Raw genomic sequence first — 22,410 nt, forward strand, 5'->3', positions numbered from 1 at the left:
CGGCGTCCGGCGTGCTCGCTCGGGCCGGTTCGCGGCGGTGGTGCCCGGGGTCGGGTGCCTCGGCCTGCTGCTGGGCGCGGCGGGTTCGCAGGACGCCGGGTTCGGTGCGGGTACCGGTGTTCGCGCCGGCGCTGGCGCTGGCGGCGTCCGGCGTGCTCGCTCGGGCCGGTTCGCGGCGGTGGTGCCCGGGGTCGGGCGCCTCGGCCTGCTGTTGGGCGCGGCGGGTTCGCAGGACGCCGGGTTCGGTGCGGGTACCGGTGCTCGCGCCGGCGCCGGTGCCGGTGCGGGGGGCATCCAGCGCCCCGGCCCGAGCAGCCTCGGCGCAGCGGCACCCGCGGCCCTGACCCTGGCCGTCCACACCGCCGCCGTGACCACCGTCTCCCGCAACGAGACGACAGGCGGCACACCTCTCGCCCCCGCGGCGGCCCTGGCCACCACGGCAGTGCTGACCGCACACCTCCTCAAACTCCCGGCGGGCCGAGGCGCGGCAGCCCCCCTCGGCCTGCCGGGTCCCACCGCGTACGCGGCCACCGCGGTCCGCCCCCTCCTCCACGCCGCCCTCAACCCCTCCCCACCCCTGACCCAGCGGGCCGTCGGCGCCGGGATCCGCGCCATGATCCCGCTCCAGGCAGCCCTCGCCGCACGCGCGGGGTCGCCCGGATCGGCCCTGGCCACCGCCGCCCTGGCCCCGCTGGCCCGCCGCTTCGCGAAGAAGGTGAGCGTCACATGAGCCACCACCCGCAGAGGAGCGCCCCGCGCTGGGGCTACGGCACCAACGGCCTCACCGACCTCCGCCTCGACGACGCCCTGGCCCTCCTCGCCGACCTCGGCTACGACGGCGTGGGCCTCACGCTCGACCACATGCACCTGGACCCGCTGACCCCGGACCTCGCGCAGCGCACCCGCCAGGTTGCCCGCACCCTGGAGCGGTACCAGCTCACGGCCACCATCGAGACCGGCGCCCGCTATGTCCTCGACCCGCGCCGCAAACACGGCCCCTCCCTCCTCGATCCCGACCCGGACGCCCGCGCGGCCCGCACCCGGCTGCTCCTGCGCGCCGTCCAGGTCGCCGCCGATCTGGGCGCCCACGCGGTGCACTGCTTCAGCGGCATCACCCCCGAAGGCACCGACCCGGGCACCGCGTGGAAGCACCTCGCCGACGAACTCGGCACCGTCGTGGAGGCCGCCACCGACGCCGGCGTCCCCCTCGCCATCGAGCCCGAACCCGGCCACCTCCTGGCCACGCTCGCCGACTTCCACCAGCTGCGCCGCGCCCTCGGCAGCCCCGACGCCCTCGGCCTCACCCTCGACATCGGCCACTGCCAGTGCCTGGAACCGGACCCGCCCGCCGACTGCGTGCGCGCGGCGGCCCCCTGGCTGCGACACGTCCAGATCGAGGACATGCGCCGCGGCGTCCACGAACACCTGCCGTTCGGTGACGGAGAGATCGACTTCCCGCCGGTGCTCGACGCGCTCGCCGCCACCGGCTACCAGGGCCTGACCGTGGTCGAACTGCCCCGGCACTCCCACGCGGGCCCCCAACTGGCGGCCCGATCGCTGGAGTTCCTCCGAGCAACAGCACGAGGAGGCAGCGCATGACACGGCCCACCACCGTCGCCGCACTCCGCGCCCACCTCGACACGGAGCTGACGGCGGCCGCCCGAACCTGGCTCGACCAAGCCCTGTCAGAAGCCGCGGCACACACCGGCGCCCCCGACGAGAAGACTCCGCCGGTTTGGGAGTTGAGGTTCGCGGAGGCAGGCCGCCGCTCCGGCCAGGACCACGCCGACGCCACCCGCGTGCTCCTGCTGCACGCTGCCCGCGCCGACGCGGACACCCTCACCCGGCTGTACGCGCAGGGCACCGCCGCCGAACGCCGCGCCGTCCTGGAGGCACTGCCCCACCTCGTGCCGGGCCCCGAAGGGCTGCCGCTCGTCGAGGACGCGCTGCGCACCAACGACACCCGTCTCGTCGCCGCCGCCGTCGGCCCGTACGCCGCCGAGCACCTGCCCGCCCACGACTGGCGGCACGCCGTCCTGAAATGCCTCTTCACCGGCGTCCGTGTCGACGCCGTCGCCGCACTGCGGCCACGCGCCCACGGCGACGCCGAACTCGCCCGCATGCTCGGCGACTTCGCCGAGGAACGCACCGCCGCGGGCCGGCCCGTCCCCGAGGACCTGCACCGCGTGCTGACCCTGACGGCACCCGCGACGGAGGAGTCCTGATGCGCATCTTCGACCCCCACATCCACATGACGTCGCGCACCACCGACGACTACGAGGCCATGTACGCGGCCGGGGTCCGCGCCCTCGTCGAGCCCGCCTTCTGGCTCGGCCAGCCCCGTACCTCGCCCGACTCCTTCTACGACTACTTCGACGCGCTCCTCGGCTGGGAGCCCTTCCGCGCCGCCCAGTACGGCATCGCGCACCACTGCACGATCGCCCTCAACCCCAAAGAGGCCAACGACCCGCGCTGCACGCCCGTCCTGGACGCCCTGCCGCGCTACCTCGTCAAGGACAACGTCGTCGCCGTCGGCGAGATCGGCTACGACTCCATGACTCCCGCCGAGGACACCGCGCTGGCCGCACAGCTGCAGCTCGCCGCCGACCACGAACTGCCCGCGCTCGTCCACACCCCGCACCGCGACAAGCTCGCCGGCCTGCGCCGCACTCTCGACGTGGTCCGCGAGTCCGCGCTCCCCGTCGACCACGTCCTGGTCGACCACCTCAACGAGACCACGGTCAAAGAAGCCAAGGACGCCGGGAGCTGGCTCGGCTTCTCCGTCTATCCCGACACCAAGATGGACGAGGACCGCATGGTGGAGATCCTGCGCTCCTACGGATCCGAGAAGGTCCTCGTCAACTCGGCGGCCGACTGGGGCAAGAGCGACCCGCTCAAGACGCGCAAGGTCGCCGACGCGATGCTCGCCGCCGGCTTCACCGAAGACGACGTGGACCAGGTCCTGTGGCGCAACCCGGTCGCCTTCTACGGTCTGAGCGGCCGCCTCCAACTCGGCGCGGTGACAACGCCGGAAGCGACCCACGAAGGCAACTCCATCCTGCGCGGAGGGGCGTGACGCATGCGTTTCCGCCACCCCGACGGCTCCACCGTCCACCTCGCGTACTGCACGAACGTGCACCCCGCCGAAACCCTCGACGGCGTTCTCGCCCAGCTCCGCGACCACTGCGAGCCCGTCCGCAGACGCCTCGGCCGCGACCGCCTCGGCATCGGCCTGTGGCTCGCCAAGAACGCCGCCCGCACCCTGACCGCCGACCCGGCGGCGCTGCGCGGCCTGCGCGCGGAACTCGACCGGCGCGGCCTCGAAGTCGTCACGCTCAACGGCTTCCCCTACGAAGGGTTCGGCGCGGAAGAGGTCAAGTACCGCGTCTACAAGCCGGACTGGGCCGATCCCGACCGCCTCGCCCACACCAGCGACCTGGCCCGCCTCCTCGCCGCGCTGCTCCCCGCCGACGTCACCGAAGGCACCATCTCCACCCTGCCGCTCGCCTGGCGCACCGCCTACGACGAGCAGCGCGCCGACGCCGCCCGCATCGCCCTGGCCGCCCTCGCCGAACGACTCGACGCCCTCGAGGAGCTGACCGGCAAGTCGATCCGCATCGGCCTGGAGCCCGAGCCCGGCTGCACCGTCCAGACCACCGCCGACGCCATCGCCCCGCTCACCGCCATCGGCCGTCCCGACCGCATCGGTCTCTGCCTCGACACCTGCCACCTCGCCACCTCCTTCGAGGACCCGGGCACCGCCCTGGACGGCCTCGCCGCCGCCCACGTCCCTGTCGTCAAATCGCAGCTCTCCGCCGCCCTGCATGCCGAACACCCCCATCTCCCCGAAGTCCGTGAGGCGCTCGCCGCCTTCGACGAACCCCGCTTCCTGCACCAGACCCGCACCGTCACCCCCGACGGTCTGCACGGCACCGACGACCTCGGCCCCGCCCTCGACGGCGCCGCCCTGCCGGACACCGCACCGTGGCGCGCCCACTTCCACGTCCCCCTGCACGCGGCCCCCGCCGCCCCGCTCACCTCCACGCTCCCCGTCCTCCAGGAGACGCTGGCCCGCCTCGTCGGCGGGGCGCGCCCGCTCACCCAGCACCTCGAAGTCGAGACGTACACCTGGCAGGCCCTGCCGCCCGCACTGCGCCCCCGGGCCAGGACCCAGCTGGCCGACGGCATCGCCGCCGAACTCGCCCTCGCCCGCGACCTGTTGACCGACCTCGGCCTCAAGGAGCTGCCATGACGGACACCCGCCCCACCCCGCTCCTCGTCCTGGACGTCGTCGGCCTCACCCCCCGTCTCCTCGACCACATGCCGCACCTCAAGTCGCTCGGCCGGTCCGGCTCCCGCGCGCCTCTCGGCACCGTGCTGCCCGCCGTCACCTGCGCCGCCCAGTCCACGTTCCTGACCGGCACGATGCCCTCCGAGCACGGCATCGTCGGCAACGGCTGGTACTTCCGCGAACTCGGCGACGTCCTGCTGTGGCGCCAGCACAACGGCCTCGTCTCCGGCGACAAACTCTGGGACGCCGCCCGCCGCGCCCACCCCGGATACACGGTCGCCAACATCTGCTGGTGGTACGCCATGGGCGCCGACACCGACATCACGATCACCCCCCGTCCCGTCTACTACGCCGACGGCCGCAAGGAACCCGACTGCTACACCCGGCCCCCGGACCTGCACGACGAACTGACCGACAAACTCGGCACGTTCCCCCTCTTCCACTTCTGGGGCCCCGGCGCCGACATCGTCTCCAGCCAATGGATCATCGACGCCACCCGCCACGTCATGGCGACCCGGCACCCCGACCTCACCCTGTGCTACCTCCCTCACCTCGACTACGACCTGCAGCGCTTCGGCCCCGACGACCCCCGCGCCCACCGGGCCGCCGCCGAACTCGACACGGCCCTCGCCCCCCTCCTCGACGACGCCAGGACCGAGGGACGCACCGTCGTCGCCCTGTCCGAGTACGGCATCACGCGCGCCGACCGCCCCGTCGACATCAACCGGGCCCTGCGCCGCGCCGGCCTCCTCGAAGTGCACACGCAGGACGGCATGGAGTACCTCGACCCGATGACCTCACGGGCGTTCGCCGTGGCCGACCACCAGATCGCCCACATCTACGTACGCCGCCCCGAGGACCTCGACGCCACCCGCGCCGCCCTCGCCGGTCTGCCCGGCATCGAGCAACTCCTGGACGACGAGGGCAAGAAGGAGCAGCACCTCGACCACCCGCGCTCCGGCGAACTCGTCGCGATCGCGGAACCCGACGCCTGGTTCACGTACTACTACTGGCTCGACGACGCCCGTGCGCCCGACTTCGCGCAGCTCGTCGAGATCCACCGCAAACCCGGCTACGACCCGGTCGAACTGTTCATGGATCCCCGCGACCCCTACGTCAAGGTCAAGGCCGCGGGCGCGCTCGCCCGCAAGAAGCTGGGGCTGCGCTACCGCATGGCGGTCGTGCCCCTCGACCCCGCACCTATTCGAGGCAGCCACGGCCGCCTCCCCACGAGCGACGACGACGGTCCGCTCATCATCAGCTCCACCCCCCACGCACTTCCCGGCCGGGTCCCGGCCACCGCTGTGAAATCGCTCCTGCTCGACCTGGCCGGCCTCGGCTGAGGCAGACCTCGGCCCAACCCGCTCCTGACCAGGACCAGTTACAGAGAGTGAAGCACGCGCCACTGACAACACGCCAGAGGCGTCAGCGAATACGACCTGTCCGCCATGTCCACCCGCACGTCGAAGAGAGGCACCCGTGACCGACTTCCAGGACACCCCCGCCGCCGACGCTCTCAGACAGCGTCTCGGCCTCGACCGCCGCCGCTTCCTCAGCACCTGCACCGCCGTCGCCGCGGGTGCGATCGCCGCGCCCGTGTTCGGCGCCGCACCGTCCTTCGCCCAGCCGCAGACAGGCGGCGGTGGTCACGGGCATGGACACGGCCACGACCACGGCGGTCACGGCGGCGGCAGCGCACTCGTACCCGCGGACAAGCGCGGCATCATCCTCTACACCGTGCGGGACGCGACCGGCCGCGACCCGCTCGCCACCGACCTGCCCTCCGGCTTCCGCGAGGTCTTCAAGGAGCTGGCCCGCTACGGGTACAAGCAGGTCGAGTTCGCGGGATACGGTCAGCACGCCAACGCTCCCGGCGGCGCCAACCTCGAGTCCGTCGCCGGCGCCAAGCTGCTCCGCTCCTGGCTCGACCGGTACGGTCTGCGCGCCCAGGGCAACCACGGCTTCATCCCGTCGTCGTGGCCGCTCAGCCAGGCCGACATCGACACGTTCAAGAAGCACCTGGAAATCGCCAACATCCTCGGCATGGACCACATGGGGACCGGTGGCGACCCCACCAACAGCTCCTACAAGGCGGACTGGGACGTCGCCGCCGACAAGTGGAACGCCCTCGGCGACCTCGCGCACAAGGCCGGCATCAAGCTCTACACCCACAACCACGACGCGGCGTACGGCTTCCTGCTCGACGGCGGTCCGCTCGACGCGCAGGGCCGCCCGACCCGCAGCTCCGGCATCCGCAAGCTGGAGTACTTCCTCAAGGGCACCGACCCGAGGACGGTCTGGCTGGAGATGGACATCTTCTGGGCACACGTCGCGCAGTACAAGTTCCACACGTACACCGCGCACGACGGCTCCCAGCGGGAGAAGGTCTTCGACCCGGCCGGGCTCGTCGTCCGCCACAACAAGCGCTACCCCCTGTTCCACGCCAAGGACGGCACCCGCAACGAGACGAGCGGGGAGGGCTACGACATGGGGGTCTTCGGTGAGGGCGTCATCGACTACCGCACCTTCTTCAGCCGCGTAGGCGAGAAGAACTACCGCAACCCCATGGTCGAGCAGGACAACGCGCCCAGTGGCACGGACCTCGGCCAGTCCCTGAAGTACGCGAAGACCGCGTACGACAACCTGGCTGCGCTGCGCAAGAAGCGCTGACCGTACGCGCACCGGGCACGGAGAGGGGCCCGGCCATCAGGCCGGGCCCCTCTCCGTGCGCACCAGTACTTACTGTCGCCTACCGCGCGGTCGCGTCCCGCTCCCTTCCCGGCTGGCGCAGCAGCAGCGCGACCGCCGCCGCGACCATCGATATCCCGCCGGCCAGCGCGTACGCCCCGTTGTAGCCCCATGCGGCGACCACCATCGAGCCGAGGCCGCCGCCGAAGAGGCCACTGACGAGTTTGCCGCTGTAGACGAGGCCGTAGTTGGTGGCGTTGTAGTTCTCGCCGAAGTAGTCCGGGGTCAGCGCCGCGAACATCGGGTAGAAGGCGCCGCCGCCGAAGCCCGACAGGAAGGCGAAGACGAGGAAGAGCCACTCGCTGCGGATGTCGCCCGCCCAGATCACGCCGAACTGGGCGAGCCCGAGGACGACGATCACGAAGACGAGGCTCGGCTTGCGGCCCATGATGTCCGACAGCCAGCCGACAACCGCGCGGCCGACGCCGTTGATGACCGCCATCACGCCCATCGAGGACGCCGCGACCAAGGGACCGAAACCGACCTCCTTGGCGAAGTCCACCTGGAAAGAGATACCGAAGATCGACACACCGGCCGTCAGTACCAGACTCAGCCACATCAGTGGCAGCATCCCGGTCCTGATCGCCTCCTTGGGCGTGAACTGACGTACCGCGGGCGGATTCTTGGCGAGGCTCTTCTCGCTCTTGCCCGAGCCGGTCTTGGCCAGCGGGTCGACCCCGGACGGCCACCAGTTCTTCGGGGGATCCCTGAAGAAGAAGGCGCAGACCAGAACGACGACCAGGACGTACGCCCCGATCATGTCGAGCACCCGGTGGTAGTTCGACGTGTCGAAGCCGTAGTTGAAGATGAAGATGAACGGCAAGGACCCGTACGCGAAGCCGCCGTTGACGAATCCGGTCTTGCCGCCCTTACGTTCCGGGAACCATTTGCCGACCATGTTGATACAGGTCGCGTAGACGAGGCCGGAGCCCAGTCCGCCGATGACGCCGAAACCGAGGATCGCCAGCCACACATTGTGGAAGTGGGAGAGGGCGAGGAAGCCCAGCATGCACATGAAGGCGCCGATCATCGTCGCCCTCTTGGCGGTCAGGATTCCCTTCTCCCGCAGCCAGCCGGCCGGGAAGGCGATGCCCGCCTGGAAGAACACCCAGATGCTCAGGATCCAGAAGGTGTTCGACTGCGTCCAGCCGTGGGCGCTGGACAGGGTGTCCTCCGCCGAGCCGTACGCGTACTCGGACACACTGATGGCCATCATCGCGACCCATGGCAGATACACCATGAATTTGCGGGAATGACCGAGGATGTCGCGGTCGGTCTCGCCCACGCGATAGACGCGGCCGTTCTCGTCGGTTATCTCTCGGTATCTTGTGCCGGTTGCCGGTGCAGTACTTCCTGCGGCGATGGGCTCCGCCGTCATATCAAGCCATCTCCTCACCGAGCGGTTGCGGATTGGGTCGTATGTCACGGGACTTGGGCCTGCCGGGCGGGGACAGGAAGAGCGCGACGAAGCCGGCGAAGAACGAGATGCAGCCCGCGAGCATGAAAGCGCCGGAGTGCCCCCAGGCGCCGACGACCAGGGCGCCCAGGCCCGCGCCGAGACCGGAGACGAGCTTGGAGCTGTAGACCATGCCGTAATTGGTCGCGTTGTTGTTCTCGCCGAAGTAGTCCGCGGTGAGGGCCGCGAACATGGGGAAGATGGCGCCGCCGCCGAAGCCGGAGACCGCCGAGAAGATCAGGAACAGGGGCAGATTCTTCGCTTCGGCCGACCACAGAATGCCGAACTGGGCGAGCCCGAGGATGACGCACACGGCGAGGAGGCACTGCTTGCGGCCGTAACGGTCGGAGAGCCAGCCGATGACACCGCGCCCGGTGCCGTTGACGATCGCCTTGAGCGACATCGCGGTGGCCACGATCCCGCCGGCGAAGCCCGCCTCCTCGCCGATGTCGACCTGGAAGGCGATGCCGAAGATGTTCACTCCGGAGGTGCAGGCCAGACAGAACCACATGAGCGCCACCCGGCCGGTCCGCCAGGCCTCCATCGGGGTGTACTGCTTGACCGCCGGAGGGTTCTTCTCCAGGGAGCGACGCGCGCGCGGGTCCTCCGGCGGGTGGAGCGGGTCGATGGTCGCGGGCCACCAGTTCTTCGGCGGGTCCTTGAAGAAGTAGCCGGCGGTCGCGACCATCGCGGCGAGCAGGACGCCCACCGAGAGCAGCACCCAGCGGAAGTTGGTCAGGTCCATGTAGCCGGTGAACAGGAACACGAACGGCACCGAACCGTAGGCGAAGCCGCCGTTCACGAAGCCGGTCTTGCCGCCCCTGCGCTCCGGATACCACTTGCCCACCATGTTGACGCAGGTGGCGTACACCATGCCCGCGCCCATGCCGCTCAGCACGCTGAAGCCGATGTAGGCGAGGACGACGTGCGGGGCGAGGGCCAGCGCCAGGTACCCCATGAAGGTGCCCGAAGCGCCGATCATCATCGCCCAGCGGGCCGGCAGTCTGCCGCTCTCACGCAGCCTGCCCGCGGGGAAGGCCACAGCGGCCTGGAAGAACACCCACACCGTCATCATCCAGAAGATGTGCAGGCTGTTCCAGTCGTGCGCGGTGTGCAAGGTGTCCTCTGCGGACGCGAACGCGTACTCGGCGGAGGAGATCCCCATCATGCCCACCCAGGGCAGGATCACCATCCACTTGCGCTTGCGGCCCATGATGTCGATATCGGTCTCGCCGACCCGGTACACCCGGCCGTTTACATCCGCCACCTCCCTGTAGGGGACTGAAGCGGGTAGATCGGTTGTGGTCATGACGGTCGCACCCCTTGCATCGAAAGATTCGGCCAGCGCCCCCTGTCCAAATTGCTTTCGTGTGCGCGCGGGTCCTGGGTCCGGCCGGCGCACACCGCCGGCCGGACCCGTATCCCTCAGCTCATCGACCGCCCCCCAGCAACCCGGCGGCGCGGGCCCACCGGTACTTGGCGCCCAGCACGGCCACCGGCTTCTCGGTCGTGTACGGGTACGCGACCACGCCGCGCTCGAAGAGGTACTGGCAGGCCTCCTCGACCTCGACATCCCCGGCGAGTGACGCGACGACGGGCTTCTCGATGCCGCGCTCCCGGAACTCCCGCACCACGCGGGCCGTTACCTCCGCAAAGACCATGGGAGGGGTGACGATGGTGTGCCAGTAGCCGAGCACGAGCGAATGAATGCGCGGGTCCTCCAGGCCGAGGCGGATCGTCGCCTCGTACGTCGACGGCGGCTCGCCTCCTGTGATGTCGACGGGGTTGCCCGCGGCCCCGAAGGGCGGGATGAACGCCCGGAAGGCGGCATCCAAGTCGGCTGGGATCTCCATCAGTTGGAGCCCGTTGTCCGTCACGGCGTCCGACAGCAGTACGCCGGATCCGCCCGCACCCGTGATGATCACGATGTTGTCGCCCTGCGGGGTGGGCAGTACGGGCAGCGCCCGCGCGTACTCCAGCATGTCGTTCAGGCCCGGGGCCCGGATGACGCCGGCCTGTTTGAGGATGTCGTCGTAGACGGCGTCGTCGCCGGCCAGGGCGCCCGTGTGCGACCCGGCGGCCTTCGCGCCCGCGGCCGTCCGCCCGGCCTTCAGGACGACGACGGGCTTCTTCGGCACGGTCGCCCGCGCGGCCTCCACGAAGGCGCGTCCGTCCTTGAGGTCCTCCAAGTGCATCGCTATGCACTGGGTGTTGGGGTCCTCGCCGAACCAGGTCAGCAGGTCGTCCTCGTCCAGGTCGGACTTGTTGCCGAGCCCCACGATCGCCGAGACGCCCGTCTTCGTGGTGCGCGCGAAGCCGAGGATCGCCATCCCGATGCCACCGGACTGCGAGGTGAGGGCGACCCCGCCCTTCACGTCGTAGGGCGTGCAGAACGTGGCGCACAGATCGTGCCACGTCGAGTAGTAGCCGTAGATGTTCGGCCCCAGCAGCCGCACCCCGAGCCGCTCGCCGATGGCCACGATCTCGTCCTGGAGGGACTGCTCCCCGGTCTCCGCGAAGCCGGACGGGATGAGCACCGCGTTCGGGATCCCCTTGCGCCCCACCTCCTCCAGGGCCGCTGCCACGAACTTGGCGGGGATCGCGAAGACCGCCACGTCCACGTCACCGGGGACATCCGTGACGCTCTTGTACGCCTTGCGGCCCAGAATGTCGTCGGCCTTGGGATTCACCGGATGGATCTCCCCGGAGAAACCGCCGTCGACGAGGTTGCGCATGACCGAGTTGCCGATCTTGCCCTGCTCGTTGGAGGCACCGATGACGGCGACCGAGCGCGGCTGCATGAGGCGCCGCATCGACGTGAGGATCTGCTCGCGTGTGTACGTACGCCTAGGTTTCGGCGCGTTCTCGGCGAGGATCACCCGGATGTCGGCGGCGACCGCGCCCTCGGGCGTCGCGATGACCGGGTTGAGGTCGACCTCGGCGATCTCCGGGAAATCCGTGACCAGTTGGGAGACCCGGCGGATCTGCTCGGCCAGCGCCCACCGGTCGACGCCCCGCGCGCCCCGCACCCCGCGCAGCACCTCGGCCGCGCCGATGGAGTCGAGCATCCCGACGGCCTCGTCGGCGGTCAGCGGGGCGAGCCGGAAGGTGACGTCCTTCAACACCTCCACCAGCACGCCGCCGAGCCCGAAGGCGACGACCTTGCCGAACGTCGGGTCGGTGACCGCCCCGACGATGACCTCCTGCGTGTCCGGCCCCGCCGGCAGCAGCTCCTGCACCTGGACGCCTTCGATGCGGGCATCCGGCGCGTACGCGCGCGCGTTCTCGATGATCCGGTGGAACGCGGCACGTGTGTCGGCCGCGCCCTCCACCCCCACGACGACACCGCCCGCATCGGTCTTGTGCAGGATGTCGGGGGAGACGATCTTCAGCACCACGGGCTTGCCGAAGCGTGCCGCGGCCGCCACCGCCTCGTCGACGTCGGTCGCCAGGTCCTCACCGGGGACGGCGATCCCGTACGCGTCGGCGATCACCTTCCCCTCCGGCGCGGTGAGCGCCGCGCGTCCCTCGGCCCGTACGGCGTCGAGCAGCGCGCGTACCGTCAGCTCGCGGTCCTCGGCCATCAATCAGATCACTCCGTTCGACTTGAGCAGGAGCAACTCCTCGTCGCCGATACCGAGTTCGCCGACGAAGACCTCTTCGTTGTGCTGTCCGAGCAGCGGGGAACTGGTGACGTTCACGGGGGAGTCGGAGAGCTTGAGCGGGGAGCCGACGGTCGTGAAGGAGCCGCGCTGCGGGTGCTCCACCTCGACGACCATCTCGTTCGCGACGAGCGAGGCGTCCTCGATGATCTCCTTGGTGGAGAGGATCGGGCCGCACGGGATGTTGTGCGCGTTGAGCTTCTCCAGGACTTCCCACTTGGGGAGCGTCGAGGACCACTCCTCGATCAGCTGGAACATCTTGTTGAGCTTGGGAAGGCGTGCTTCCGGGGACGCCCACTCGGGGTCGCCGGCCAGTTCGGGCCGCCCGATCAGCTCACTGAGGGGCTGCCAGCCCACCGGCTGCACGATCACGTACACGTAGTCGTTGGGTCCGCCGGGCGCGCACTTCACGGCCCAGCCGGGCTGTCCGCCGCCCGAGGCGTTCCCGGAGCGCGGCACCTCGTCGCCGAAGTCCTCGTTCGGGTACTCGGCCAGCGGGCCGTGCGCGAGGCGCTGTTGGTCGCGCAGCTTGACGCGGCACAGGTTGAGCACCGCGTGCTGCATGGCCACGTTCACGCGCTGCCCGCGCCCGGTGCTCTCCCGCTGGAGCAGGGCGGCCAGGATGCCGGCGACCGCGTGGATGCCGGTCCCGGAGTCACCGATCTGGGCGCCGGTGGCGAGCGGCGGTCCGTCCTCGAAGCCGGTGGTCGACATCGACCCGCCCATCGCCTGGGCCACGACCTCGTACGCCTTGAAGTTGGTGTACGGGCCCTCGCCGAACCCCTTGATGGACGCGTACACGATCCGCGGGTTGATCTCCTGGATGCGGTCCCAGGTGAACCCCATGCGGTCGACGGCGCCGGGCCCGAAGTTCTCCACCATCACATCGGAGCGGCGGATGAGCTCGGTCAGCAGCTCCTTGCCGCGCTCCGATTTGGTGTTGAGGGTGATGCTGCGCTTGTTGCAGTTGAGCATCGTGAAGTAGAGGGAGTCGACGTCCGGGATGTCACGCAGCTGCTTGCGCGTGATGTCCCCGGTCGGGGCCTCCAGTTTGACGACGTCCGCGCCGAGCCACGCGAGGAGCTGGGTGGCGGAGGGCCCCGACTGGACGTGGGTCATGTCGAGGACGCGTATGCCTTCGAGAGCCTTGGTCACGAGGGACTCACCTCACTACTTGTACATGGTCTGGTTCATGGTTCCGGGGGCGTACGCGTCCGGATCGACCCAGACGTTGATCAGGGACGGCTTGCCGGACTCGCGCGCGCGGCGCAGCGCCGGGCCGATGTCGGCGGGGTCGCGGACCTCTTCGCCGTAACCGCCCAGCATCTGGGCGAACTTGTCGTAGTGGACGTCGCCGAGGGTGTTGCCGACGCGCTCGCGCTCGTCGCCGTACTTGGCCTTCTGGCCGTACCGGATCTGGTTCATCGAGGAGTTGTTGCCGACGATCCCCACGAAGGGGAGGTCGTAGCGCACGAGCGTCTCGAAGTCCCACCCGGTCAGGGAGAAGGCGCCGTCGCCGAACAGGGCGACGACCTCCTTGTCGGGCCGTGCCTGTTTGGCGGCGAGGACGAAGGGGATGCCGACGCCGAGTGTGCCGAGCGGGCCGGGGTCCATCCAGTGGCCGGGCGACTTGGGCTGCACGACCTGCCCGGAGAAGGTGACGATGTCGCCGCCGTCGCCGATGTAGATCGAGTCCTCGGTGAGGAAGTCGTTGATCTCGCTGACGAGCCGGTAGGGGTGGATGGGGGAGGCGTCGGAGCGCAGGCTCGGAAGGCGCTTCTCGATCGCCGTCTGCTCGGCGGCGCGCAGTTCGTCGAGCCACTCCTTGCGCTTGGCGGCGCCGCCGTTGATGCGCCCGGAGGCGGCCTCGGCGACCTGCTCGAGGACGAGGCCCGCGTCGCCGACGATGCCGAGGTCGACGTCGCGGTTCTTGCCGACGGTGCGGTAGTCGAGGTCGATCTGCACCACGGTCGCGTCCTGCGACAGCCGCTTCCCGTAGCCCATGCGGAAGTCGAAGGGCGTGCCGACGATGATGATGAGGTCGGCGTTGGCGAACGCGTAGCGGCGCGACAGCTGGAAGTGGTGCGGGTCGCCGGGCGGCAGGGTGCCACGACCGGCGCCGTTCATGTAGGCGGGGACGTTCAGGGTGCGCACCAGGTCGATGGCGGCCTCGGTGCCCCGCGTCGTCCACACCTGGCTGCCGAGCAGGATCGCCGGCTTCTCGGCGTGCACCAGGAGGTCGGCGAATTTCTCGACGGCCTCCGGATCTCCGGCGGACTTGGTGGAGGCCCGGTACTGGCCGGGCTTGGGCACCCGCGCCTTCTCCACCGGCACTTTCGCGTCGAGTACGTCGCGCGGTATCTCCAGGAAGGAGGGTCCGGGCGCCCCGTGGTAGCACTCGCGGAACGCCATGGAGACCATGTCGGCCGCCCGTGCGGTGTCCGGCACCGTCGCCGCGAACTTGGTGATCGGGGTCATCATGTCGACGTGCGGAAGGTCCTGCAGAGACCCCATCTTGTGCTGCGTGTGGGCTCCCTGGCCGCCGATGAGCAGCATCGGTGACTCCGCGCGGAACGCGTTGGCGACGCCGGTGACGGCGTCCGTGGTGCCGGGCCCGGCCGTCACCACGGCGCAGCCTGGTTTGCCGGTGATGCGTGCGTAGCCGTCGGCGGCGTGCGCGGCGACCTGTTCGTGCCGTACGTCGACGACGTCGATGCCCTCGTCGACGCAGCCGTCGTAGATGTCGATGATGTGGCCGCCGCACAGGGTGTAGATGACCTCCACACCCTCGGCCTTGAGTGCCTTGGCGACCAGATGCCCACCGGAGATCTGTTCCTGGCCGTGGTCCGCATCGGACTGGGGCATGACGAAGTCCCGTCCCTTCGTAGGGGGTTGAAAGAGCAGGTCGGGGACGTGGCAGGCACGACTCCGGCACGGCTCTGGTGCGTCGCTCGTACATTGCATACAGTCGACGAATACTGTATGAACCTTGTTATCCCGCATCCGATCGGTGGTGTCCAGGGGGCGTGCGGCACTTTCGAGTCAGGAGCCGATATGGACCTGTACGAGCACCAGGCAAGGGAACTCTTCGCGGAACACGGCATCTTGGTGCCGCGGGCCGAGGTCACCGACTCCGTGAAGGAGGCACGCGAGATCGCGCGCAGGCTCGGCGGCCGCGTCGTCGTCAAGGCGCAGGTCAAGACCGGAGGCCGCGGCAAGGCAGGTGGCGTCCAGCTCGCCGCGGACCCGGCCGCGGCCGAGATCACGGCGCGTCAGATCCTCGGCATGGACATCAAGGGCCACACCGTGCGCACGGTGATGCTGGCCCAACCCGTCGACATGGAGCGCGAGTTCTACGTCTCCTACGTCCTTGATCGCATGGCCGGCACCTTCCTCGCCATCGCCTCCACCGAGGGCGGCATGGAGATCGAAGAGGTCGCCGCCACCCGGCCCGAGGCCGTCGCCCGTATCCCCGTCGACCCGGCCGAAGGCGTCACCACCGCGAGGGCCGCACAGATCGCGGAGGCGGCCGGACTTCCCCCGCAGACCGTCGACGTCCTCGTCCGGCTCTGGGCCGTACTCACCAGCGAGGACGCCGTCCTCGTCGAGGTGAACCCCCTCGTACGCACGGCGGACGGGCAGATTCTCGCCCTGGACGGCAAGGTCACCCTCGACGACAACGCCCGCTTCCGGCGCGAGCGTTGGGGCACGCGGGAGGTCGCCCACGACGACCCGCTGGAGGCCGAGGCGGCAGCCAAGGGCCTCAACTACGTGAAGCTGGACGGCGAGGTCGGCGTCATCGGCAATGGTGCGGGCCTCGTCATGTCGACCCTCGACGTCGTCGCCGGCTGCGGCGCCCGCCCCGCCAACTTCCTCGACATCGGCGGCGGCGCCTCCGCCCGGACCATGGCCGACGGCCTGAACGTCATCCTCTCCGACCCGGCCGTGAAGTCCGTCCTCGTCAACGTCTTCGGCGGCATCACCGCCTGCGACGCCGTCGCCGACGGCATCGTGAAAGCCCTCGGCAGCGTCCGGCTGACCAAGCCGCTCGTCGTCCGGCTCGACGGCAACAACGCCGCGCGCGGCCGCACCATCCTCGACGACCGCGCCCATCCGCTGATCCGGCAGGCCGCCACGATGGACGACGCCGCGCGGCAGGCCGCCGACCTCGCCCGCACCGCCAACCCCCTTTAAGGAGCCGGGACATGGCCATCTACCTCACCAAGGAGAGCAAGGTCCTCGTCCAGGGCATGACCGGCGCCGAGGGCATGAAGCACACCCGCCGCATGATCGCCTCGGGTACGGACGTGGTCGGCGGGGTCAACCCTCGCAAGGCCGGCCGCACCGTCGACTTCGACGACCGCGCCGTCCCCGTCTTCGGCAGCGTGCGCGACGGCATGGCGGCCACCGGAGCCGATGTCACCGTCGTGTTCGTGCCGCCCGCCTTCGCCAGGGCCGCCGTCGTCGAGGCCGCCGACGCGGGCATCCCGCTCGCCGTCGTCATCACGGAGGGCATCCCCGTGCACGACGCCGTGGCCTTCCACGCGCACGCCCGTCGTCTGGGCACCCGCGTCATCGGCCCCAACTGCCCCGGGCTGATCACGCCCGGCCAGTCCAACGCCGGCATCATCCCCGCCGACATCACCAAAACCGGCCGCGTCGGCCTGGTGTCCAAGTCGGGCACGCTCACCTACCAACTCATGTACGAGCTACGGGACATCGGCTTCTCCACCTGCGCCGGCATCGGCGGCGACCCCGTCATCGGCACCACCCACATCGACTGCCTCGCCGCCTTCGAGAGTGACCCGGAGACCGAACTCGTCGTCCTCATCGGGGAGATCGGCGGCGACGCCGAGGAGCGGGCCGCCGCGTACATCCGCGACCACGTCAGCAAACCGGTCGTCGCCTACATCGCCGGATTCACCGCGCCCGAGGGCAGGACCATGGGCCACGCGGGTGCCATCGTCTCCGGTTCGTCCGGCACGGCGCAGTCCAAGAAGGAAGCCCTGGAAGCGGTCGGCGTACGCGTCGGATCGACCCCCACCGAAACGGCCCGCCTCGTCCTCGAACGGCTCGCGGCCGACCAGTGACGCTTTTCATACGCGCCAACTGCCCATCCACATAAGGTCATAGGCATACGGGAGGTGCTTACCGGGCACCTCCCGTCCAACGCGACGGGCCATCAGCCCGAACACGTATCAGCACCGAGGGCCACCAGCCCGGACAGCCATGACAAGTGCCCCGCCCCGACTGTGCACCGTGAGCGGAGATCAGAGAAATGGCAACCACCCTCACCACATCCACCACCCTCGCCACACCCAGCACCCTCAAGGCCGGCACCTCCTGGGACGACGCCTGGCGGCGCTGCCTCGCCGTCGCCCCCGAGGCCTTCCAGGACGACCGCGTGCTCAATCTCTGGGGCGGCGGCTGGCAGGCCGACGGCCGCGCCCTGCCCGCCACCACCCCCGTCGACGGCAGCCCCATCGCCGGCCCGCCGCGCCTCGACGCGCCCACCGCCCACCAGGCCGTACGCGCCTCGCTCGACCAGCACCGCGCCTGGCGGCACGTCCCCCTCGCCGAGCGGCGCGCCCGCGTCGCGGCCACTCTCGACGCCCTCACCCAGCACCGCGAACTGCTCGCCCTGCTCCTCGTATGGGAGATCGGCAAGCCGTGGCGGCTCGCCCAGGCGGACGTGGACCGGGCCATCGACGGTGTGCGCTGGTACGTCGACGGCATCGACGACATGCTCGGCGACCGCACCCCGCTGCCCGGACCGGTGTCGAACATCGCGAGCTGGAACTACCCGATGAGCGTGCTCGTTCACGCCATGCTGGTCCAAGCACTGGCAGGGAACGCGGTCATCGCCAAGGCCCCGACCGACGGCGGCGTCTCCTGCCTCACACTGGCCTGCGCCCTCGCCGCCCGCGAGGGCATCCCCGTCACGCTCGTCAGCGGCAGCGGCGGGCAGCTCTCCCAGGCGCTGGTGCGGGCGCCCGAGATCGGCTGCGTGTCCTTCGTCGGCGGGCGCGACACCGGAGCCTCCGTCGCCACGGACGTCGCCGACCTCGGCAAGCGCCACATCCTCGAACAGGAGGGACTCAACACCTGGGGCATCTGGAACTTCACCGACTGGTCCAAGCTGACCGCGACGATCCCCAAGCTGTTCGACTACGGGAAGCAGCGCTGCACCGCCTACCCGCGCTTCGTCGTGCAGCGCGACGCCTTCGACGCGTTCCTCGCCGCGTACCTGCCGGCCGTCCGCACCCTGCGCGTCGGCCACCCGCTCGCGGTCGCCGCGCCCGAGGACCCGTACCCGGAGCTGGACTTCGGCCCGCTCATCAACGCGGCGAAGGCCAAGGAACTCACCGACCAGGTGACCGAGGCCATCGACCGCGGAGCCGTTCCCCTGTACCGCTCCGCCCTCGACCCCGACCGCTTCCTGCCGGGCCAGGACACCAGCGCCTACGTCCACCCGGTCACGCTCCTCAACCCGCCCCCCTCGTCGCCCCTGCACCACGCCGAACCCTTCGGCCCGGTCGACACGATCGTCCTGGTCGACACCGAGGCGGAGCTGCTCGCCGCCATGAACGCCTCGAACGGCGCGCTGGTGGCCACCCTCTCCACCGACGACGAGCGGACGTACGAACGTCTCGCCCCGCAGATCCGCGCCTTCAAGGTCGGTCACGGCAAGCCGCGCTCGCGCGGCGACCGCGCGGAGCTGTTCGGCGGCTTCGGCGCGTCCTGGCGCGGCGCGTTCGTCGGCGGCGAGCTGCTCATCAGGGCCGTCACGGAAGGGAAGGCGGGGGAGCGGCTGCCGGGGAACTTTCCCGAGTACCACCTGATGCCCTGACCCGACGTCCCGGCCGTGCACGTAACAGCCCCGTCACTCCTGGTGAGCCTGTAAAGCCCCAGGTCACGAGGGTCGGATACGCAGGTGAAAGCCACTCCGAAACCTTGGTATTGTTGTCCATGTCGCCGCGGGGAACACCCCGTGAACGACAGACACCTTGTCCGGGTGGCGGAATGGCAGACGCGCTAGCTTGAGGTGCTAGTGCCCTTTATCGGGCGTGGGGGTTCAAGTCCCCCCTCGGACACCACAAATCGAAGAGCCCTGGTCGAGTCGGTATCGACCAGGGCTCTTCGCTGTGCGTCCGAAGGCGTCAGCGGTCGCCGCCGGCCGGCTTGCGCAAGCGCAGATGCAGGACGGCGCCGCCGAGCAGGGCCACCGAGCCCGCGGCGGCGAGGACGCCCGCGGAGCCGCCTCCGCCCGTCGCCGGCTCTGCCTCGTGTGCCGCGTGGGCGTGGCCCTGGTGCACCGCGTGCGCCTGGGTGATCGCCTTGTTCGCGCCGATCGCGGCCACCTCGGTACCGGACTGCTTGTGGCCGGAGGGGCCGGAGGGGCCGGAGGGGCCGGAGAGGCCGGTGACCTCGCCGTTGCCTCCGTCGAAGAGCAGGTCCGAGCAGGAGAAGAAGTTCTCCTGGCTGTCGGAGCGGACCCACTGGACGAACAGCATGTGCCGGCCGGTGCGTTCGGGCAGTTGCAGGTCCCAGTAGTAGTGGCCCGCTTCGGTACCCGGGCCGCCGTCGTGCGGCGGGTTCTGGACGGTCTGCACCTTCTCCAGGTCCGACCAGCCCAGCGGCTCGGTGGGGTCGAAGCCGTCCTTGGTGACGTACACCTGGAACGTGCCCGGGTGGTGCGCCCAGTTGCTGTACTTGACCTCGATGGTGGACCCGGAGGTCAGGTGGGTGACCGGCCAGTCGGTGCGGGCGGCGTTGTACGGGGAGAAGTTGTACGGGCTGCGGTCGCCGGCGCTGCACAGCGTGCCGTCCGCGACGTAGCCCTCGCCGCGGCCGCCCGCGTTGGAGTCGAGCACCGCGAACCAGTTGTACAGCGGCGTGGTGCCCGCCTTCTCGACCGCTGCCTTGCACGCGGGGTTGGCCGGCATCTGGGTGGAGGAGTGGGCGAGCAGGTCCTTGTAGCAGAGGTAGGTACGGGAGCCGGGGGTCAGGGCCACGCCGTGCGCCGCGGCGGTGCCGGGAAGAGCCAGCACGGCCGCGGCGGCGAGGCCGACGGCACCGGCGAGAGCGGCGGTTCTGCGTAAGTGGGGAACGGTCATGGGACGTCTCCTTCGGAGTTTCCGATGAGCGGCTCGCCCTGGGGTCGTCGCCGGGACGGAAAAGGTTGCCGTGGCCGGAGATGTTTCAGCGACCTCTCCTCGTACGCCCGGATCAGACCCGGATCAGACAGGGCGCAGTGCGTCGACCGCGAGGTCCAGGAGCCGTCCCGTCTTCTCCGGGCAGTTGACCGCCTGGGTGGAGAGGAACACGCCGAGGAGCATCATCGTGACCTCCTCGGCCTCGACGTCCGCGCGCAGTGCGCCCGTCTCCGTCCCCGCGTCGAGGAACATCGCGAGGGTCGCGGTGATCCGCTCCCGCGTGGCCGGGGTCGCGATGCTGCCCGAGGCCCAGCCGGCGCGCAGGGTGTCGGACATCCCGCGCTTGGTCGCGAGGAACCCGGCGTAGCGCTCCACCCACGCGCGCAGCGCGGCCTCGGGCGGGAGCGTGTCGAGGAGCGCGGGCGCGCTGTCGACGACGGCGTCCAGCTCGGCGGAGTAGAGCGCCTCGACGAGGGCTTCGCGGGTGGGGAAGTGGCGGTACAGCGTGCCGATCCCGACGCCGGCCTCGCGGGCGATGGCCTCCAGTGGAGCGGTCTCGTTCGCCGAGGTGAAGGCGGCGCGGGCGGCGGCGAGGAGCTTCTCGCGGTTGCGCCTGGCGTCTGCGCGGGCCGGCCGTGCGGTCGCGCCCTTCGGGCGGCCGGGCGTCTCGAAATCGGGCGCGGTCAAAGCGGAGGCCCTCCGGTTAGTGCTACGGTCTCAATAACGGAGTCCCTCCGTTTAACTCATCGTCTCACGAGGGCGGCACTGTCATGGCTTCCACCAACCGATCCGACCAGTTCACCGCCACCGGAGCGGCCCGGGCCGGCGGCCCCGCCCCGCTCGCCGGGCGCACCGTCTCCCGCGTCGGCTTCGGCGCCATGCAGCTCGAGCGTCTGCGGGGCGACCGCGCGGCGGCCGTCGCGCTGGTGCGCCGCGCCGTCGAACTCGGCGTCGACCACATCGACACCGCCCAGTTCTACGGGCACGGTTTCTCCAACGAGGTCATCGCCGAAGCGCTCCGCCCCGAGGACGACGTCATCGTCGTCAGCAAGGTCGGCGCCGAACCCGACGCCGACGGCCCCATCCCGCTCCGCCTCGCCCAGCGCCCCGAGCAGTTGCGGGCCGGCGTCGAGGACAACCTCAAGACCCTGGGGATCGACCAGGTCCCCCTCGTCAACCTGCGCCGCGCCGACACCGGCCCCGGGCTCCGCGCCGAGGGTGACCAGATCGTCGACATGGACGACCAGCTCGCCGTCCTGACCGAGCTGCGCGACGAGGGCAAGATCGGCGCCATCGGCGTCAGCAACGTCACCCCCGACCAGCTGCGACAGGCGCTCCCGGCGGGCGTCGCCTGCGTGCAGAACGCCTACAGCCTCGTGGCGCGCGACGACGAGGACATGCTGCGGTTCTGCGTCGCCGAGGGCATCGCCTGGGTGCCGTACTTCCCGCTCGGCAGCGCCTTCGCCGGCATGCCGAAGGTGACCGACGAGCCCGCCGTCGTCGCCGCGGCCCAGGCGCTCGGCAGCACCCCCGCGCAGGTCGGACTCGCCTGGCTCCTTCACCACGCCCCGAACGTGCTCCTCATCCCCGGCACCGCCGACCCGGAGCACCTGCGGGTGAACGTCGACGCGGGCGCGGTCACCCTCGACGCCGCGACGCTCGACGCGCTCGACGCGGTCCCGACCCGCACCGGCGACATCGAGGTCGGCTAGGGCCCCGGGGCGCACTGTCTCGCATCACCAGAAGTGAGGTCACCGATGACGCTGAACCCCGCCGAACGACACCGGACGAGCGAGGAGTTGCTGGACAATCTCGCCCGGTCCGGACTCGAGCTCCACGACGTCGCGGCGGATCTGGGCCGCACACGCGAACGGTTGCGCGGCACGCTCGACGTCGACCCCGCGTCCGACCCCGGCGACGTATGGCAGCTGCGTGACTACCTCCGGCAAGCCGTCCTGGACGCCGGCGGGGCGCCCACCCCCTACACCGTGCTGACCGACCGATCGCGGGGCATGGCCCGCGTCTGGTTCCGCTTGCGCAAGGCCCCGCGGCACGTCTTGGTGACGCCCTGACGGCTCGCTCGTGTCGTGGTCGCGT

Annotated in this window: 18 protein-coding genes, 1 tRNA gene and 1 pseudogene; 13 read left to right on the forward strand and 7 right to left on the reverse strand. The window is 70.4% G+C overall.

Annotation, left to right across the window (positions count from 1 at the left end):
* The 7 genes and pseudogenes from AB0J02_RS03910 to AB0J02_RS03940 all read left to right on the forward strand — a co-directional run.
* Window positions 1-730, forward strand: a pseudogene (locus tag AB0J02_RS03910) (prenyltransferase); the annotation flags it as partial.
* A complete protein-coding gene (locus AB0J02_RS03915) occupies window positions 727-1,599 on the forward strand; it encodes a sugar phosphate isomerase/epimerase family protein (protein ID WP_363191955.1) in 873 nt (290 codons plus the stop codon). The pseudogene AB0J02_RS03910 and the gene AB0J02_RS03915, both read left to right, overlap by 4 nt.
* Window positions 1,596-2,225, forward strand: a complete 630-nt coding sequence (locus AB0J02_RS03920) for an EboA domain-containing protein (protein WP_363191956.1) — start codon at window positions 1,596-1,598, stop codon at window positions 2,223-2,225. Before AB0J02_RS03915 ends, AB0J02_RS03920 begins: the two co-directional genes overlap by 4 nt.
* Window positions 2,225-3,076, forward strand: coding sequence for a TatD family hydrolase (locus AB0J02_RS03925; RefSeq protein WP_363191957.1), 852 nt, complete (start codon window positions 2,225-2,227; stop codon window positions 3,074-3,076). The genes AB0J02_RS03920 and AB0J02_RS03925 overlap by 1 nt, the downstream gene beginning before the upstream one ends.
* A 3-nt stretch (window positions 3,077-3,079) precedes the next feature.
* Window positions 3,080-4,252: a metabolite traffic protein EboE gene (eboE, locus tag AB0J02_RS03930; RefSeq protein WP_363191958.1), complete on the forward strand. Its 1,173-nt coding sequence runs from the start codon at window positions 3,080-3,082 to the stop codon at window positions 4,250-4,252.
* On the forward strand, window positions 4,249-5,634 hold the full coding sequence (locus AB0J02_RS03935) for a nucleotide pyrophosphatase/phosphodiesterase family protein (RefSeq protein ID WP_363191959.1): 1,386 nt from the start codon (window positions 4,249-4,251) through the stop codon (window positions 5,632-5,634). The genes eboE and AB0J02_RS03935 overlap by 4 nt, the downstream gene beginning before the upstream one ends.
* A 136-nt stretch (window positions 5,635-5,770) precedes the next feature.
* Entirely contained in the window at window positions 5,771-6,961 is a 1,191-nt protein-coding gene (locus AB0J02_RS03940) for a sugar phosphate isomerase/epimerase family protein (protein ID WP_363191960.1), read from the forward strand.
* Window positions 6,962-7,040: 79 nt separating this feature from the next.
* Here AB0J02_RS03940 and AB0J02_RS03945 read toward each other — a convergent pair whose 3' ends face one another.
* The 5 genes from AB0J02_RS03945 to AB0J02_RS03965 all read right to left on the reverse strand — a co-directional run bounded on the left by AB0J02_RS03945 (window position 7,041) and on the right by AB0J02_RS03965 (window position 15,022).
* Window positions 7,041-8,417, reverse strand: a complete 1,377-nt coding sequence (locus AB0J02_RS03945; RefSeq protein ID WP_363191961.1) for an OFA family MFS transporter — start codon at window positions 8,415-8,417, stop codon at window positions 7,041-7,043.
* A 1-nt stretch (window position 8,418) separates the two neighbouring features.
* Complete coding sequence (locus tag AB0J02_RS03950) at window positions 8,419-9,804, reverse strand: OFA family MFS transporter (RefSeq protein ID WP_363191962.1); 1,386 nt, start codon at window positions 9,802-9,804, stop codon at window positions 8,419-8,421.
* A 121-nt stretch (window positions 9,805-9,925) separates the two neighbouring features.
* The gene (locus tag AB0J02_RS03955; RefSeq protein WP_363191963.1) at window positions 9,926-12,079 is read right to left on the reverse strand and encodes an acetate--CoA ligase family protein; all 2,154 of its coding nucleotides are present in this window, start codon (window positions 12,077-12,079) and stop codon (window positions 9,926-9,928) included.
* A gap of 3 nt (window positions 12,080-12,082) precedes the next feature.
* Window positions 12,083-13,312: a formyl-CoA transferase gene (gene frc, locus AB0J02_RS03960; RefSeq protein ID WP_363191964.1), complete on the reverse strand. Its 1,230-nt coding sequence runs from the start codon at window positions 13,310-13,312 to the stop codon at window positions 12,083-12,085.
* A 15-nt stretch (window positions 13,313-13,327) separates the two neighbouring features.
* Window positions 13,328-15,022, reverse strand: coding sequence for a thiamine pyrophosphate-binding protein (locus AB0J02_RS03965; RefSeq protein WP_363191965.1), 1,695 nt, complete (start codon window positions 15,020-15,022; stop codon window positions 13,328-13,330).
* A 189-nt stretch (window positions 15,023-15,211) separates the two neighbouring features.
* Here AB0J02_RS03965 and sucC point away from each other — a divergent pair, with 189 nt between their 5' ends.
* The 4 genes from sucC (at window position 15,212) to AB0J02_RS03985 (ending at window position 19,254) form a co-directional block, all read left to right on the forward strand.
* Complete coding sequence (gene sucC, locus AB0J02_RS03970) at window positions 15,212-16,351, forward strand: ADP-forming succinate--CoA ligase subunit beta (protein WP_363191966.1); 1,140 nt, start codon at window positions 15,212-15,214, stop codon at window positions 16,349-16,351.
* An 11-nt stretch (window positions 16,352-16,362) separates the two neighbouring features.
* Complete coding sequence (gene sucD / locus AB0J02_RS03975) at window positions 16,363-17,247, forward strand: succinate--CoA ligase subunit alpha (RefSeq protein WP_363191967.1); 885 nt, start codon at window positions 16,363-16,365, stop codon at window positions 17,245-17,247.
* Window positions 17,248-17,435: 188 nt separating this feature from the next.
* A complete protein-coding gene (locus AB0J02_RS03980) occupies window positions 17,436-19,007 on the forward strand; it encodes an aldehyde dehydrogenase family protein (RefSeq protein ID WP_363191968.1) in 1,572 nt (523 codons plus the stop codon).
* A gap of 159 nt (window positions 19,008-19,166) precedes the next feature.
* Window positions 19,167-19,254: transfer RNA gene (locus AB0J02_RS03985), tRNA-Leu, on the forward strand.
* A gap of 63 nt (window positions 19,255-19,317) precedes the next feature.
* Here AB0J02_RS03985 and AB0J02_RS03990 read toward each other — a convergent pair.
* Entirely contained in the window at window positions 19,318-20,274 is a 957-nt protein-coding gene (locus AB0J02_RS03990) for a lytic polysaccharide monooxygenase (protein WP_363191969.1), read from the reverse strand.
* 123 nt (window positions 20,275-20,397) lie between these two features.
* Entirely contained in the window at window positions 20,398-21,000 is a 603-nt protein-coding gene (locus tag AB0J02_RS03995) for a TetR/AcrR family transcriptional regulator (protein ID WP_363191970.1), read from the reverse strand.
* A gap of 83 nt (window positions 21,001-21,083) precedes the next feature.
* Between AB0J02_RS03995 and AB0J02_RS04000 the strand changes: the two genes are divergently transcribed.
* Both AB0J02_RS04000 and AB0J02_RS04005 read left to right on the forward strand, forming a co-directional pair.
* Window positions 21,084-22,025 carry an aldo/keto reductase gene (locus AB0J02_RS04000; RefSeq protein ID WP_363191971.1) on the forward strand — a complete coding sequence of 314 codons (942 nt, stop codon included), beginning with the start codon at window positions 21,084-21,086 and terminating at the stop codon, window positions 22,023-22,025.
* Window positions 22,026-22,070: 45 nt separating this feature from the next.
* A complete protein-coding gene (locus AB0J02_RS04005; protein ID WP_363191972.1) occupies window positions 22,071-22,385 on the forward strand; it encodes a DUF2316 family protein in 315 nt (104 codons plus the stop codon).
* The last annotated feature ends 25 nt before the right edge of the window (window positions 22,386-22,410 follow it).

This window comes from Streptomyces sp. NPDC050264 (genome assembly GCF_040655895.1).
In the GTDB taxonomy this organism is placed as follows: domain Bacteria; phylum Actinomycetota; class Actinomycetes; order Streptomycetales; family Streptomycetaceae; genus Streptomyces.